11 protein-coding genes are annotated in these 14,904 nt (G+C 67.9%); 5 read left to right on the forward strand and 6 right to left on the reverse strand.

Going from position 1 to position 14,904, the window contains the following annotated elements:
* Positions 1–28 precede the first annotated feature (28 nt).
* Entirely contained in the window at positions 29–847 is an 819-nt protein-coding gene (locus JOF56_RS31355; protein ID WP_209643066.1) for an SAM-dependent methyltransferase, read from the forward strand.
* On the opposite strand, the gene JOF56_RS31360 is transcribed toward JOF56_RS31355, so the two are convergent.
* The 4 genes from JOF56_RS31360 to JOF56_RS31375 all read right to left on the reverse strand — a co-directional run bounded on the left by JOF56_RS31360 (position 844) and on the right by JOF56_RS31375 (position 6,276).
* Positions 844–2,496 (reverse strand): class I adenylate-forming enzyme family protein, encoded by a 1,653-nt coding sequence (locus JOF56_RS31360; protein ID WP_209643067.1) that lies wholly within the window; start codon positions 2,494–2,496, stop codon positions 844–846. The genes JOF56_RS31355 and JOF56_RS31360 overlap by 4 nt on opposite strands.
* A gap of 80 nt (positions 2,497–2,576) precedes the next feature.
* Positions 2,577–4,778 carry a xanthine dehydrogenase family protein molybdopterin-binding subunit gene (locus tag JOF56_RS31365; protein WP_209643068.1) on the reverse strand — a complete coding sequence of 734 codons (2,202 nt, stop codon included), beginning with the start codon at positions 4,776–4,778 and terminating at the stop codon, positions 2,577–2,579.
* Positions 4,775–5,770, reverse strand: coding sequence for an FAD binding domain-containing protein (locus JOF56_RS31370; protein WP_209643069.1), 996 nt, complete (start codon positions 5,768–5,770; stop codon positions 4,775–4,777). The genes JOF56_RS31365 and JOF56_RS31370 overlap by 4 nt, the downstream gene beginning before the upstream one ends.
* Positions 5,767–6,276, reverse strand: coding sequence for a (2Fe-2S)-binding protein (locus JOF56_RS31375; RefSeq protein ID WP_209643070.1), 510 nt, complete (start codon positions 6,274–6,276; stop codon positions 5,767–5,769). Before JOF56_RS31375 ends, JOF56_RS31370 begins: the two co-directional genes overlap by 4 nt.
* Positions 6,277–6,363: 87 nt before the next feature.
* Between JOF56_RS31375 and JOF56_RS31380 the strand changes: the two genes are divergently transcribed.
* The 3 genes from JOF56_RS31380 (at position 6,364) to JOF56_RS31390 (ending at position 9,501) form a co-directional block, all read left to right on the forward strand.
* Positions 6,364–7,017 (forward strand): TetR/AcrR family transcriptional regulator, encoded by a 654-nt coding sequence (locus tag JOF56_RS31380; protein WP_209643071.1) that lies wholly within the window; start codon positions 6,364–6,366, stop codon positions 7,015–7,017.
* A gap of 233 nt (positions 7,018–7,250) precedes the next feature.
* Entirely contained in the window at positions 7,251–8,774 is a 1,524-nt protein-coding gene (locus JOF56_RS31385; protein ID WP_209643072.1) for a molybdopterin-dependent oxidoreductase, read from the forward strand.
* A 91-nt stretch (positions 8,775–8,865) separates the two neighbouring features.
* Positions 8,866–9,501: a fasciclin domain-containing protein gene (locus JOF56_RS31390; protein ID WP_209643073.1), complete on the forward strand. Its 636-nt coding sequence runs from the start codon at positions 8,866–8,868 to the stop codon at positions 9,499–9,501.
* 62 nt (positions 9,502–9,563) lie between these two features.
* Here JOF56_RS31390 and JOF56_RS31395 read toward each other — a convergent pair whose 3' ends face one another.
* Positions 9,564–11,003: an FAD-dependent monooxygenase gene (locus tag JOF56_RS31395; RefSeq protein WP_209643074.1), complete on the reverse strand. Its 1,440-nt coding sequence runs from the start codon at positions 11,001–11,003 to the stop codon at positions 9,564–9,566.
* Between the two features lie 117 nt (positions 11,004–11,120).
* On the opposite strand from JOF56_RS31395, the gene JOF56_RS31400 reads away from it, so the two are divergent.
* Positions 11,121–13,865, forward strand: coding sequence for an AAA family ATPase (locus JOF56_RS31400; protein ID WP_209643075.1), 2,745 nt, complete (start codon positions 11,121–11,123; stop codon positions 13,863–13,865).
* Here the strand turns inward: JOF56_RS31400 and JOF56_RS31405 are convergent.
* On the reverse strand, positions 13,858–14,871 hold the full coding sequence (locus JOF56_RS31405; protein ID WP_209643076.1) for a LacI family DNA-binding transcriptional regulator: 1,014 nt from the start codon (positions 14,869–14,871) through the stop codon (positions 13,858–13,860). The two genes, JOF56_RS31400 and JOF56_RS31405, sit on opposite strands and share 8 nt — an antisense overlap.
* Positions 14,872–14,904: the final 33 nt, after the last annotated feature.

Raw genomic sequence — 14,904 nt, forward strand, 5'->3', positions numbered from 1 at the left:
ATGTACGCGCTCCTTCAGGTGGATATCTGTGGTTGATTCGCAGGATGAGGTCCCGCCGTCCTTCACCGGGGCAGGGCGGCCGAGCGTGGCGCGCGTGTACAACGCCCTGCTGGGTGGCAAGGACAATTTCCAGGTGGACCGGGATGTCCGCGACCGGCTGCTGGCGGCGGCCCCCGGGATGGGCAGACTGTGCTGGGATGTCCGGGAGTTCTCCGGCCGGGTGACCCGCTTTCTGGCCAGGGACGCGAAGGTGGACCAGTTCCTGGACTGCGGCCCGGGCATGCCGAACACCGAGAACACCCATGAAGTGGCCCAACGCGTCAACCGCGAGGCCTCGGTGGTGTACGCGGCCACGGACCCGGTCGTCCTCGCACATGGTCGCGCACTGCTGGAGGAGAACGACCGTACGCACTTCGCCGAAGCCGACTTCCGTGACGCTGACCAGGTCTTACAGCACGAGACAGTGCGCAAGTACATCGACTTCGGCAGACCGGTGGCGGTCTATCACATCGGAACGGTGCAGTACGCCAGCGACGCCCGGGACCCGGGCGCGATCATCGCTCAGTACGTGGACGCACTCCCGTCCGGGTCGTACGTGGTGCTCGCCCACTTTGTCGAAGAACACGACAACCCGGTGATCAGGCCACTGCTGGAGGCGTTCGCCGACACCCCGGTCAGCCTCGGCCACTTCCGGTCCGCCGAACGGATCCTGTCCTTCCTCGACGGGCTTGAGCTGCTGGAACCCGGCCTGGTCATCGTGTCCGAGTGGTGGCCGGACGGCCCCCGGATCAGGCCGTTGGACCCGGCGCAGCGGCTTGCGGTCGGTGCTCTGGCGCGCAAGCCCTAACCGGCCAGTTTTTTGCGCAGCTCGCGTTTGAGGACTTTGCCGACCGGGTTGCGGGGCAGTGCCGTGGTGAACTCGAAGCGTTCGGGCAGCTTGTACGAGGCGATTTTCCTGCTCTGCAGGAAGTCCAGCAGGTCCTGCGGGCTGGGCTCGGCGCCGGCGGCCGGGACGACCACGGCGCACGCCTGTTCGCCGAGTACCTCGTGTGGCACGCCGATGATCGCGACTTCGGCCACGTCAGGGTGGCCCGCCAGCAGGTTCTCCACCTCGGCGGGCGCGATGTTCATCCCGCCGCGGATGATGATGTCCTTGGACCGGTCGACGTAACGCAGATACTGGCCATCCTCACCGGCGATCTCGAACACGTCACCGGTGCGGAGGTATCCCTGTTCGTCGAACGGATCTTTCTCGGCGGTGCCGGGCAGGTAACCCGCGAACACGGTCGGGCCCTTGATCCGCAGCTCGCCTGGGACACCAGGCTCGGTGATCTCCGTGCCGGAGGCGTCCACCAGGCGTAACGAGAGTCGCTCACCCACCGCGGCCGACCAGGACATGCCTGACACGCCGTAGCGCGGGAAGTAGCGGGCGCGGATGTCCGGATCGGGGAAGTCCTCGGGCGCGGACAACAGGCAGACGCCTTCGTTCGAGCCGAAGAAATTGATCACCGCGATGCCGTGCCGCTCCTGCCAGCCGCGGACCATCGACTCGGGCAACGGCGCCGATCCCGAGCCGATCGCCCGCAGGGCCGAGATGTCCACAGTGGATAGGATGTTCTCGTTGTGCAGGAGCATGGTCAGCAACGCCGGTGGCGCCAGGGTGTAGGTGACGTGTTCGGCCGTCAGCTGCGACAGGAAGGTCGGCAGGTCGAACGGGTGGTGCAGGGCGTACACGCATCCGGTGCGCAGCCAGGGGATCAGCGTGCCGGCGATGGCCGCCATATTGATCACCGGGAACGGGTTGAGCAGGACGTCCTCGGCGGTCAGCCGTGGTGCGCCGGCACAGGGCTCGGCGATCGCGATCCAGTCGTAGTGACTGCGTGGCACGCCTTTGGGCGTCGCCTCGGTGCCGGAGGTCCAGCAGATCGTCACGCAGTCGTTCGGGTCGATCGGGTGCGGCTCCACGCTTGCCTGAGGTTCGGAATCCAGGGCGATCACGTTGTCCGGCAACGGAGAACCGAACGCGAGCACAGTCATGTCGTGCCCCAGCCCGGAGATGATCTCGGCGGCCTTGCGGTCACCGACAGTCGCCGCGGTGACGAACGCCGAGAAGTTCGCGATCCGGGGGAGCGTGGTCAGTTCGTGTTCGCGGAACTGCACGGGAAGCGGTGACGCCACGGCGCCGATCCGGACGATCGCCAGGAAAGTGGCGACCAGTTCGGCGATGTTGGGCAATTGCACACCGACGACGTCACCCGGCCGGACACCGTGCCGCCGCAAGGCCGCGCCGATCCGGTCGACCTCGGCGTCCAGTTCGGCGAACGTCCACCGTGCCGCGGGCAGCCCGGCCAGCGTGGGCTTGTTGGGCGCGTCGACCACCGCGAGTGCGTCGGGACGTGCAGCGACCTGTTTGGTGAACAGGGAATCGATGGTCTCGTCGGCCCACCAGCCGCGGCTGGTGTACTCGGCGACCCGGTCAGCCGGATGCAAACCCATCGGACGACCCTAGCCGAGACAGGGCCGGTTTCATCAGTGCCGATCGCCCACTCCTCAAGCAGAAGCGGGCGATCGAACGGCTACTGGAACACCTTGTCGAGAGTGATCGGCAGATCGTTGATCCGTTTGCCGGTGGCGTGGTACACCGCGTTGGCGACGGCCGCGGCGGCGCCGGTGATGCCCACCTCGCCGAGGCCCAGCAAGCCCAGCGGCATGGTCGGGTCCGGGTCGCCGAGCCAGGTGACGTCGATCTTCGGGATGTCGGCGTGCACCGGGACGTGGTACTCGGCCAGGCTGGGGTTCATGATCCGGCCGCTGCGCGGGTCGACGAGGGTCTCCTCGGCCAGTGCCATGCCGATGCCCATCACGATGCCGCCGCGCAGCTGGCTGGCCGCGGTCTTCGGGTTGATCACCGTGCCGACGTCGAAAACGCCGGTCCAGCGCGACACCCGGACCTCGCCGGTGTCCTTCTCGACCCGGACCTCGCAGAACTGTGCCCCGGTCGCCGCCTTCACCCAGCGCCGCTCCCGCAGGAACTTCGCCATGAACCTCACCTGCCCGGTGAGCTTGCCCAGCCGGGTCTCCGAGCCGATCACGGCTTCGACGTGCGGGACGTTGGCCTTCTTGAGGATCGTCTGATAGCTCTCGCCGGTCGTGCCCGACCGTTTGGCCAGCGCCGCCACGGACTGCTTCAGTTGCCCGCACGCCTCAAGGAGACTGTTGGCCACGCTCGCGGTCTGCATGGACCCGCCTGCCGCCGGAGCGGTGGGCAGCGCCGAGTCGCCGTATTCGACGCGGACGGCGTCCAACGGCACGCCAAGCGCGTCGGCGGCGATCTGGGACTGCGCGGTGGCACCACCCATACCCATTTCCTGGAATCCGCAACGCACAAGGACTGTGCCGTCTGCCGAAAGCCGAACGGTGACGTTCGCGGTGAACAGCCAGGACGGGTGGTAGGCGGACGCCACGCCCATGCCGACCAGCCAGCGTCCGTCGCGCATCGAGCGAGGCTCAGGCGTCCGGTTGTGCCAGCCGAACCGTTCCGCGCCGAGCGCGTACGCCTCACGCAGCATCCGGTGTGAGAAAGCCTTGCCGTCCAACGGGTTGCGGTCGGGCTCGTTGCGCATCCGCAGTTCGATCGGATCCATGCCGAGCCGGCTCGCCAGTTCGTCCATCGCGGCTTCCAGGGCGAAGGTCCCGATCGACTCGCCCGGAGCCCGCATCGCCGTGTTCGGGATCAGGTCCTGCACGACCGACCTCTGCTCCAGCAGGATGTTCGGCGAGGCGTAGAGGTGCCTGGACGACGTCGTGATCTGCTCGAAGCTGCCACCGGCCCGGCCGGTGCGGGCCACGCTGGTGTGGATCAGCGCGGTCAGGTTGCCCTCCCGGTCGGCGCCCAGCGCGACCCGTTGGATGGACGGCGTCCGGCCGCCGACCGTGCGGTAGACCCCTTCTCGCGTCAGCACCAATCGCACGGGGCGGCCCGTTGCGCGGGCAGCCATCGCTGCGAGGATCGTGCCTGGCCAGACCGAGCCTTTGCCGCCGAAACCACCGCCGACATAAGGCGCGATCACTCGCACGTTGGCCGTCGGGATGCCGAACCTCAGTGCGAGGTGCGAGCGGAACCAGTCGAGGGCCTGGGAGGCGTCGTGGACAGTGAGTTTGTCGCCCTCCCATTTCGCAATGGTGGAATGCGGTTCGAGAGCGTTGTGGTTGTACGGGGGAGTGGTCAGCCGCATGTCCACCGACACGGCGGCTTCCGCCAGCGCGGCCTGCGCGTCACCCTTCTTGGCTCCGGCGGGCATGATCGAGCTGCCCTTGTCCAGGGTGGCGTCGTGCTCACTGGCGGAGAAGTCCACAGAGGACTCGACGGTCTCGTATTCGACCCGTACCAATGCCGCGGCCTCTCGCGCGGCGTATGAGGTCTCCGCGACGACCACGGCGACGGGCTGGCCGTCCCAGTACACCTTGTCGTCCTGCAGATAGTTGACCGTTGTCCCGGAGGCCATGGTGCTGAGGTCCATGATGCTGGGCTTCGCCGGCGGTTTGAGGGCCGGCGCGTTCTGGTGGCTGATCACCGTGATCACGCCCGGAAACGCCGACGCCGCAGCGGTATCGATGGAGGTGACCCGGCCACGGCTGATCGTCGCGTGCACAAGCGCTGCGTGTGCCAGGTCCGGGTAGGGAAAATCGGCGGTGAACTGCGCCGCGCCAGTGGTCTTGGCGACCCCGTCCACCCGGTCGACGGGCTTGCCGACCGTATTTTCCTGTGTCGCAGTCATGCCGCATCTCCTTCGCTGAGCAGCCGCTGCAACGTCGCCACGATCGTTCGCTGGGCCAGTTCGATCTTGAACTCGTTCTCCGGACGGCCGGTCGCGGGCGCGAGTTCGGCCGCCGCGGCCCGGCGGAACGACTCCTCGGTGGCCGGGGCGCCGAGCAGGACAAGCTCTGCTTCGGTGGCCCGCCAAGGCTTTGCCGCGACCCCGCCGAGAGCGAGCCGGACTTCAGCCACCGTTGCGTCTTCGACCCTCAGTGCGGCGGCGACGGAGATCAACGCGAAGGCGTAGGACGCGCGATCGCGGACCTTGCGGTAACGGGAATTCTCCGCGACAGGCAACGCGGGAAGCTCGATGGCGGTGATCAGTTCGTCGGCCGCCAGTGCGGTTTCGATGTGCGGTGTGTCGCCCGGCAACTGGTGGAACTCGTTGATGGGAATCCGCCGTACGCCGCGAATGCTCTCCACTTCGACGACTGCGTCGAGGGCGGCCAAGGCGACGCACATGTCCGAGGGGTGAGTGGCGATGCAACTGTCGCTGACACCGAGAATGCCGTGACTACGGTTGAAGCCACCGATCGCGTCGCACCCGCTGCCGGGGACGCGCTTGTTGCAGGCGGAGGAACTGTTGTAGAAGTACAGGCAACGCGTGCGCTGGACCAGGTTTCCGCCGACGGTGGCCATGTTGCGCAACTGTGGTGACGCGCCGTTGAGGATCGCCTGGGACAGGACCGGGTAGCGGGACCTGATCACCGGGTGCGCGGCGAGGTGGCTGTTGCGGACCAGCGCGCCGATCCGGACGCCGCCGTCGGCCAGCAGATCGATGCCGGTCAGAGGCAGCCGGGTGATGTCCACGACCGTGTCGGGCTGCTCGATGTTCTCGCGCATCAGGTCGACGAGGTTGGTCCCGCCGCCGATGAACTTCGCGTTGGGCTCGACGGCGATGGTCTCGATCGCGGTCCGCACGTCGGGCGCGCTCACGTAGCCGAACGTCTTCACGGGGCGGCCTCTTCCTGCTCCTGTTGGGCTGCCACTTCCTGGATCGCGCTGACGATGCCGTTGTAGGCGCCGCAGCGGCAGAGGTTGCCGCTCATCCGCTCCCGGATCTCCTCCTCGGACAGCTCTGTGTCCGCCGTGTCCTCTGTGACGGCGCTCGGTGCGCCCTCCTTGTGCTCGGCGAGCATGCCGACGGCCGAGCAGATCTGGCCGGAGGTGCAGAAGCCGCACTGGAAGCCGTCGTTGCGGATGAACGCGGCCTGGATCGGGTCGGCGATGCCCTCGATCGTGATGATCTCGCGGCCGGTGTACTGCACGGCCAGGCCGAGGCACGAGTTGATCCGTTCACCGTCGGCCAGCACCGTGCAGGCGCCGCAGGCGCCCTGGTCGCAGCCTTTCTTCGGGCCGGGCAGGCCGAGGTGTTCGCGTAGCGCGTCCAGCAGGCTGACCTGCGGCGGGATGTCGAGCCGCGTGATGGTTCCGTTCACGTGCATGGTGACTTCGACCATGTGTCCCTCACTGTCCCGGTTAACAGAACGCTGATACTTTATTAAGAGGATGCCGTTCTGTAAAGTGAATCGTATGATGGCTTAGACATGTCTCAGGGAGCGTTTCGCCGGGCCAGGCGGCCGGAGCAGAAGCAGGAGCGACGCGAGGCCATCCTCGCCGCGGCTCGGGATCTCGCCATGCGCTCAGGCGTGCGTGCCGTCAGCCTGGGGGACATCGCCGCCGCCGTGAGCCTGGCGAAGTCCAATGTGGTGCGTTACTTCGGTACGCGCGAGGAGATCTACCTCGAGCTGACCGCGCAGTGCTGGCGTGAATGGGAAGAGGTCGTGCTCGACCGGCTGGCGGACGCCGGCGGGCCGGGCGACGTCATCGACGTGCTGGTCGAGACGATCGAGGAACGCCCGTTGTTCTGCGATCTGATGACCGAGTGCACGACCACTTTGGAGCACAACGTCTCCCTGGCCTCGGCGCGCGCCTTCAAGCTCGACGCGATCCGGGTCGCGGCGAACGTGGGCGCGGCGGTTGCGCGGGTGTTCCCAGGCTTGTCCGAGAGCGAGGGGGTGGAGCTCGTCGGAGCGGCCGGAGTCCTGGCCGGCACGATCTATCCGATGGCCAACCCGCCGTCCGTGCTGGTCGAGCTTTACGAGCAGGAACCGGATGTCGCGGCGTTCCGGCTGCCGTTCGGGCCGACCATGAAACGGATGCTGTCGGCGATCGCCGCCGGCCTGCCCACCCTGCGCTGATCACCTTTGGGGTTGACGGTGTTGTGCTGATCGCCATGCGTCCGGTGCAAAACGTGTTCACCGGGCGGCATTGTTAGCGCTAACGTTCAGTGCCTGCTCGTGGGGGAACCGGAGGCCACCCGCGAGCAGGTTCAAATGCTGTAGGCGGCACCGGGGTTTCCTGGTGCCGCCTATTCGCGCGTGCCGTCGCAAGTGCCAGCCATCCGGTCCGTGCCTGGCTTCGAAGGCTGGGTATGGCGCAGGACCACGACACAGCCACCACCATCGACCGGCTTTCCTTGCTCAGGTCGATCCTGGTCGGCGTGCTCGCGGTCCTGGCCGCCTTGACCGCGGGGCATTTGATCGCAGGGTTGCTCAACCCCAACGCGTCGCCGTTCTACGCGGTGGGAAACTCGGCGATCGACTTGACTCCGGCGCCGTTGAAGGACTTCGCGGTCCGCAACTTCGGTACGAACGACAAGCTGGTTCTGCTGGCAGGTATGGCGGTTGTCCTGCTGCTGGTAGCGGCGATCGCGGGGATTGTGTCGCGGCGTAGCCCGCTGCCCGGTGTGGTGGTGGCGACCTTGCTGGGCGGGCTGGGCATCGTGGCGGTGCTCACCCGGCCGGATACGGACGTCATCGATGTGCTGGCGCCGTTGACCAGCTTGGTGGCGGGCGTCGGTGTGTTCATGTGGCTGCATGGGGTCGCGTTTCGAACAACCACTGTGGACGGTTCAGGCCGACGGCAGTTCCTGTACACCGTGGCCGGCATCGGCATTGCCGGAGTGAGTGGCCAACTGCTTGGCGGCAGTGTCGAGGATTCCAGGACCGCGGTCGGAGATCTTGTCCCGGCCACCCCGGCGCCGCCGATCCCCGCTGGGGCCGATTTTCCGCAGCTGGGTACGCCGCGATTTCTCACCTCCAACCGGGATTTCTATCGCATCGACACGCAGCTCGACGTGCCCCGGCTGCGGGCCGAGGACTACGTGCTGCGGATTCACGGCGCGGTCGAGAAGCAACTGATGCTCCGGTTCGCCGACATCCGGCGGATGCGGCTGGTGGAACGCACGATCACGATGACCTGCGTGTCCAATGAGGTCGGTGGGCCGTACGTCTCCACGTCGAACTTCATCGGTGTGCCGCTGCGTGACGTGCTTGCCGAAGCCGGTGTCAAACCTGGTGCCGAGCAGTTGTTCTCCACCAGCGTCGACGGCTGGACCTGCGGCACGCCCGTGGCCGACGTGCTGGACCGGGGACTGCTGGCGATCGGCATGAACGGCGAACCGCTGCCCGCCGAGCACGGTTTCCCGGCCAGAATGGTCGTTCCGGGTCTGTACGGGTTTGTGTCGGCCACCAAATGGGTGGTGGACATGGAGTTCAACAAGTTCGCCGACAAGCAGTCCTACTGGCTCAAACGTGGCTGGGGCCGGCAGGCGCCGATCAAGACGCAGTCGAGGATCGACTCGCCGTCCGGGTTCGCCACCGTCGGCCCAGGCAGGACGACCATCGCCGGTGTGGCCTGGGCCCAGCCGCGAGGTATCGCCAAGGTCGAAGTCCGTGCCGACAACGGGCCATGGGTGACCGCCGAGCTGGCAGCCGAGGTCAGCACCAGCACCTGGCGGATGTGGCGGGCCGAACTCGACCTCGCACCGGGACTGCACACAGTGGACTGCCGGGCGACCGACAAGACCGGGTACAGGCAAACCGAAATGCGTGTTCCGCCCATCCCTGACGGTGCGACCGGATGGCACTCCACGACGTTCACCGTCCAGGGATGAACTGGAATTTTTCCCAATCCTAGGGCAATCCGGCCAACCGGCTGGGCCGAATGCCTGACAGAAATTCGAAAACCCCCTAGGAGCAACAGCTATGCGTTTGCCACGTACACTCGCGGCGGTCGTCGGCGCAATCGCGCTGATGAGCCTGGCCGCGTGCGGATCCAGCCCCACCGCGTCGCCGGGCAACCAGATGTCCCAGCCGCCCGCGCCCCCGATGTCCCAGGCGCCAACGACTCCGGCGATGTCAGCCCAGTTCGGCCCGGCGTGCTCGGCTGTCCCCAAGGACGGTGCCGGCAGTTTCGAGGGCATGGCCCAGGACCCGGTCGCCACCGCCGCGTCGAACAACCCGGTACTGTCCACTCTGGTCACCGCGGTCAAGCAGGCCGGTCTGGTCGACACGCTCAACGGGCTGGAGGGTGTCACGGTGTTCGCGCCGACCAATGATGCCTTCGCCAAGCTTCCGAAGGCCGATCTGGACAAGGTGCTTGCCGACAAGGCATTGCTGACCAAGATCCTGACCTACCACGTGGTCCCCAAGACCGTCACGCCCACCGACCTCACCGACGGCAGCTTCGACACTGTCGAAAAGGGCAGGCTCACCACCATGGGCAGCGGTCAGGCCTTCACTGTCGGCACGGGCGGCGCCAAGATCGTCTGCGGCAACGTCAAGACCGCCAACGCCACCGTCTACATCATCGACACAGTTCTCATGCCGCCTGCGGCCTGACCCCGGCACGCAGCACATCGCGGTTGCCACCTCGCCCGATCCGAGGTGGCAACCGCCTGCTGTCATCGGACGCTTTTCTGCGCCTGGCCGCACCAGTGGTCCAGCGCGGCCGCGAGTTGCGCGGGAGCCGGGTTGTCGGCTGCCCATGCGACATAGCCGTCCGGCCTGACCAGGACCGCGGCCGGAATCGTCGGGCTGGAGTGGGTCGCGGACACGACGTCCGAGCGGTCGGTCGACAACGTGCCACTCTTGGTCAGCAGTACGAACTGTCCCTGGCGAAGCAGCTCGTAGAGCCGGACGCCTGAGCAGTCCACATCGGACATCCGGTGACCGGTCAGCCGGTGGTCGCCGTGTGTCCGCGGGTAGCTGATACCGACACCGCTCAGCCGCGCGGCCATCGCGCGCCGGGTGCGTCCGATGCTGGTGATCAACCTGATTGCCACGCGCTGCATTGCCCGGCGGACGGTGCTGCGGCCGAGAACGAGCTTGTTGAACGCGTCGGTCAGCGCCAGTACCTGCTCTCCGACTGGATGCCGTTCGCTCTCGTAGCTGTCCAGCAGCCACGGCGCGCCTGATCCCTGCACTGCCGCAGCGAGCTTCCAACCGAGGTTCATCGCGTCCTGGATGCCGGTGTTCATGCCCTGTCCGCCCAGCGGTGAGTGCACGTGCGCGGCGTCGCCTGCCAGGAACACGCGGCCGACCCGGTATTTCTCGGCCTGGCGGCGCTCGCTGAGGAAGCGCGTGCTCCACCGCAGTTCGCCCATGCCGTAGTCGTCGCCCGCGATTCGGTGGAACGCGTCCCGCATTTCGTCCAGGGTCACGGGTTCCTTCAAAGGAGCCCGCTCACGCAGCCGGTCCCACGCGATCGCACGGAACCAGCCGTCGCCGAACGGGACCACGATCACCGCACCGTCGGCGTTGTTCCTGGCGAACATCGGGTCCTCCGGCGGGTTGGCGAGCTGAACGTCGGCCAGCAGAATGTGCGTCTCGTACTGCTTTCCGGCGAAGTCGATGCCCACCAGCTGGCGCACCGCGCTGTGCGCGCCATCGCATCCGACCAGGTACCGGGCGCGCTCGATCCCGCCGTCGGCGAGTTTGACGGTGACCCCGTCGGCGTCCTGCTCGATGCCGACGACCTCGGCGCCCCGGACGATCTCCACGTCAAGCTGCTTGGCGCGAGCCTGCAGCGTGCGTTCGGTGCCGCTCTGCGGCGCGATCAGGATCATCGGATAACGGGTGTCCAGCTCGCGCAGGTCGACCGTGGAGCGCGGCGCGGGCGTCACGGCCGGGACCGGAATCCCCCGCGGCAGCAGGTCGTCGGCCATGCCACGGGCGTCGAGCAGTTCAAGGGTGCGCGCATGCACGGCGAACGCCCGGGTGATGTTGGGCTCCTCGGTCCGGCGCTCCAGCAGCCGGCACGAGACACCGGCCATCGCGAGTTCACCGGCCAGCATCAGGCCGGTGGGGCCGGCGCCGACCACGAGCACATCGGTGGTGTGCACTTGTTTCTCCTTGTCAGCAGGGGTTTCGGTACACCTGACGATGCCGTGGAACGCCCTGCGTCGAATCAGTGAAGTCACCAGTGCCGTCACGGGCCGCCCGGCCCTACGATCAGGATCGTGTTGCACGGCCGTAGGCGGGATCGCGCGCGGATCGACGAGTTGCTTGCCGACGCTCGAAACCGGGGCAGCGGCGCCCTGGTTGTGCGTGGTGAGGCAGGAATCGGCAAGTCGGCGTTGCTGGGCTACGCGGCCGAGTCGGCGGACGGCTTCCGTGTGCTGCGTGGTGCCGGCATCGAGACGGAGTCCGAACTGCCGTTCGCCGCGTTGCACCAGGTGCTGCACCCGGTGCTCACACACGCCGGGAACATCCCCGCGCGGCAGCGATCCGCGCTGCTTGGCGCCTTCGGTGAGGGGCCCGCTGTCGGTGCCGAGGACCGTTTCCTGGTGTCCCTCGCGGCATTGAGCCTGCTTGCCGAGGTTGCCGAGGGCGGGCCCGTGCTGTGTCTGGTGGACGACGCGCAATGGCTGGACGGCGCATCGGCTGACGCGTTGACCTTCGCCGCACGCCGGGTGCAGGCCGAAGGCATCGTCGTGCTGTTCGGCGTGCGAGACGACCCGGCGGCGCCGTTCCGCGTGCCAGGCCTGCCTGAGCTGGTTCTGACCGGCCTTGACCAGCGGTCGGCCGGTGCTTTGCTGGCTGAGAGGGCGGGCAGCAAGCCGTCGGACGAAGTGCGTGACCGTCTGGTGGCGGACACCGTAGGCAACCCGCTCGCACTGGCTGAGTTGGCGGCTTCGCTGTCTGAGCGGCAACTGGCTGGCACGGATCCGCTGCCGGTCCGGCTCCCGGTGGCCGCCGATCTCGGGCAGGTGTTCCTTGACCGGGTCCGGCGGCTGCCCGCCGACACCCAGACGTTGTTGCTGGTCGCGGCGGCTGAGGACACTGGCGAGCTGCGGGTGGTGCTGCGCGCGGCGGACAGGCTCGGTATCGGGGCCGCGGCGTTGGACCCGGCTGAGACCGCCGGAATGGTGCGGGTCGAATCGCCTGTCCTGGCGTTCCATCATCCGCTGGTGCGTTCGGCGATCTACCGAGGAGCGACCTTCCAGCAGCGCCGGGCCGTCGCTGAGGCATTGGCCGAAGCGATGGACGCCGACGAGGACCCGGATCGGCGCGCGTGGCACCTGGCCAACGCCGCAATCGGCCCAGACGAAGCCACCGCCGACGCGCTACACACATCGGCGCAACGCGCTGGAAACCGAGGCGCGCACGCTGCGGCAGCCTCCGCGTACGACAGGGCCGCCGCGCTCACCACCGGGCCTGCACTACGCGCCGAGCGGCTCGCCGATGCTGCGCAGTCTGCTTGGCTGGCGGGGCAACCCGACCGCGCCCGGCCGTTGCTCGATTCAGCAGAGCGCCTTGCTGACGAACCTGCGTTGCGGGGGCGTATCGCCCATGTGCGCGGCACGATCGAGGCTGCCTGCGGGGTGCCTTCGGACGCGTACGCCGTCTTGCTCGCGGGCTCGGAGTTGATCACAGCCGCAGACCCGGAGCGGGCGGCGCGGATGCTCACCGAGGCCGGGCAGATCGCCTGGGCCACCGCAGACCTGCCCAAGCTGGGGGAGGCCGGCCGGCGGCTGAGCGATCTGCCGTCCGACCACGGCGCGGTGACCGTCGCAGCCCGCCTTGTCACAGGCCTGGGCAGCCTCCTCGACGGCGACACGGCCACTGCGGCGATCCGGCTGCGCGAGGCCGCCGACCTGGCCATGGCCACAGCGCAACCGCACACCCTGATGCTTGCCGCAGCCGGAACCATGTTCCTCGGCGAGGACGCACGAGCCATCGACCTGTTCACCCGCGCGGCCACGACGGCACGGTCCGAAGCCGCTGCCGCGAAACTGCCAGCGCTGCTGGCACCGTTGGCGGCATTGGAGAGTTGGACCGGACGGTTCGCGGTCGCGTCGGCGCACGCGAACGAAGGCCTGCGACTGGCGGAAGAGACCAGGCAGGACAACCCGGCCGCGCACCACCGCAGCATCCTCGCGTGGCTTGCCGCAGTGCAGGGCCAGGAACAGGCCTGCAGAGAGGCGGCGACCGCAGCACTGGCGCATGCGATCGGGCACCGGCTCGGTCCGCACGCCGCGATCGCGTCCTGGGCGCTGGCTCTACTCGATCTCGGCGCCGGGCGTCCGGCGGAGGCGTACGACCGGCTGGCGGCTCTGGCTGCTGCCGGCCCAGGGGAGGGCCATCTGGTGGTCAGCGTGTTCGCCGCGGCGGACCTCGTCGAGGTGGCCACCAAGACTGGCAACGAACTCGCGGCCAAGAACGCGGCGACAATGCTGCGAGCGTGGGCCGAACAGGTCAATTCCCTGTGGGCGCTGGCGCTTGTGGCGCGTTGCGCCGGTTTGCTGGCCAGTGGCCCCGACGAGGATCGCTATTTCGATGAGGCACTGAACCTGCACGCGACAGGCGGGCGCCCATTCGACACAGCGCGGACCGAACTGCTTTACGGCGAGGCATTGCGGCGCCGCCGCCGACGAGCCGACGCTCGCCGTCACCTGACCACAGCCCACGAGACCTTCGAACGACTCGGTGCCCGGCCGTGGTCTGAACAAGCCGGCACTGAACTACGTGCCACCGGCGTCACCGCGCGCAAACGGGACCCCAGCACGGTCAACCAGCTCACCCCGCAGGAACTCCAGATCGCGCGGCTGGTAGCCGAAGGCGCCACCAACAGAACCGTCGCGGGCCACCTGTTCCTCAGCCCGCGCACCGTCGACTACCACCTGAGCAAGGTCTTCACCAAGCTCGGCCTGTCCTCGCGCAACGAACTGATGCGACTGTCGCTGGACGCCCAGCTCAGTTAGACCTACCGGACTGGGTGGATTCGCGGACCACCAGTTCGGGTTTGAAGGTGATCTGCTGGTGCGCGTGGGTGTCCGGGTGGTCGCATTCGTCGAGCAGGAGGCGGGCGGCCTGGCGTCCGATCTGGATCGCCGGTTGCCTGATCGAGGACAGTGACACGGCCGCGTCCGCGGCGAATTCGATGTCGTCGTAGCCAAGCAGGGCGATGTCGTCGGGGATTCGGCGGCCGGTCTGCACCGCGGCGCGCAGGGCTCCGAGGGCGAGCAGGTCGTTGGCGCAGAATATCGCGTCCACTGTGGATTCAATGGCCGCCAGTGCGGCCTCGTAGCCGAATTTGGCTTTGAGCGCAGGGGTTTCGAGGACGTCGAGGCAGATGTCCGGGTCCTTCCCGGCCGCGATCACCGCGCGGCGCAGGCCGGTCAGCCGGTCGGCGCACTGGCGCAGGCTGAGCGGGCCGGTGATGTAGGTGATGCGGTCGTGGCCCTGGGCAAGCAGGTGGGCGCCGGCCAGTTCGCCGCCCGCGATGTCGTCCACCGCGACCGAACAGCAGTCGCCGCGTGGATCGCTGCGGTCCACCAGGACGGTGGGGGTGCCGCGGCGGCGGAGTGCGTCCAGCCGTTCGGAACTGACGGTCACCGGTGTGATGAGGACACCGCGGACTCGCTGTTCCTCCAGCACCTGCAGGTAGCCGTTCTCGCGGCCGACCTGCTCGTCGGAGTTGCACAGCATCAGGACGTTGCCCAGTTCGACGGCGACATCCTCGGCGCCCCTGGCCACTTCCTGGAAGAAGGGGTTGGTCATGTCCAGCACCACCATGCCCAGCGAGTGGCTGGTGCCCGCGCGCAGCTGCGCGGCCGGCGAGTTGCGGACGAAACCCAGTTCGGCGATCGCGGCGAACACCAGTTCGCGGGTGCCGGCCGCGACTTTCCCGGGCCGGTTGAGCACGTTCGACACGGTGCCGACGGAGACGCCGGCCAGCTTGGCGACGTCTTTGATGCTTGCGGCCATGAACTGAATCGTATCAATTCGGCAGCTGCCTGG

Source organism: Kibdelosporangium banguiense, from assembly GCF_017876405.1.
Classification (GTDB): Bacteria; Actinomycetota; Actinomycetes; order Mycobacteriales; family Pseudonocardiaceae; genus Kibdelosporangium; species Kibdelosporangium banguiense.